The organism is Enterobacter sp. RIT637 (assembly GCF_019718755.1).
GTDB lineage: Bacteria > Pseudomonadota > Gammaproteobacteria > Enterobacterales > Enterobacteriaceae > Enterobacter.
The window spans coordinates 1-517 of record NZ_JAIHAZ010000196.1; the positions used below are offsets into that span (position 1 = coordinate 1).

Consider the following 517-nt stretch of genomic DNA (forward strand, 5'->3'; position numbering starts at 1 on the left):
GTAAAGCGTATGGTCGATTGAGCGTAATGGCGCAATACTATTGCCAGATTATCCCGGTACTCGAAGTGCCACCGACCGCCTTTACCCCGGCGCCAAAAGTGGAATCTGCGGTAGTGCGTCTGGTCCCCCATGCCGTGATGCCGTACCCGGTCAAAGAGCTGCGCGTACTGAGCCGCATCACCACGGAGGCCTTTAACCAGCGCCGTAAAACGAGTCGCAACAGCCTGGGTAACTCGTTTACCGTTGAGGTGTTGACCGAATTAGGTATCGATCCGGCAATGCGTGCGGAAAATATTTCCGTTGAGCAGTACTGTAAGTTGGCTAATTACATCAGCGACAACGCACCGCCAAAGGAGAGCTAAGCCATGATTGATTCGCCCCGCGTATGTGTTCAGGTGCAAAGCGTTTACGTCGAGTCTCAGTCCACTCCGGACGACGAGCGTTTTGTTTTTGCTTACACCGTAACCATTCGCAATCTGGGGCGGATGCCTGTGCAACTGCTCGGGCGCTACTGGCT

At 54.4% G+C, this 517-nt stretch carries 2 protein-coding genes; both read left to right on the top strand.

The features are described 5' to 3' along the window. A partial coding sequence (locus K5E19_RS23965; RefSeq protein WP_311775537.1) for an rRNA adenine dimethyltransferase family protein occupies nucleotides 1-362 on the top strand: 362 nt, incomplete at its 5' end. Nucleotides 363-365: 3 nt separating this feature from the next. After that, nucleotides 366-517, top strand: a 152-nt coding sequence (locus tag K5E19_RS23970) for an ApaG domain (RefSeq protein WP_221553401.1), incomplete at its 3' end; no start/stop codon positions are given.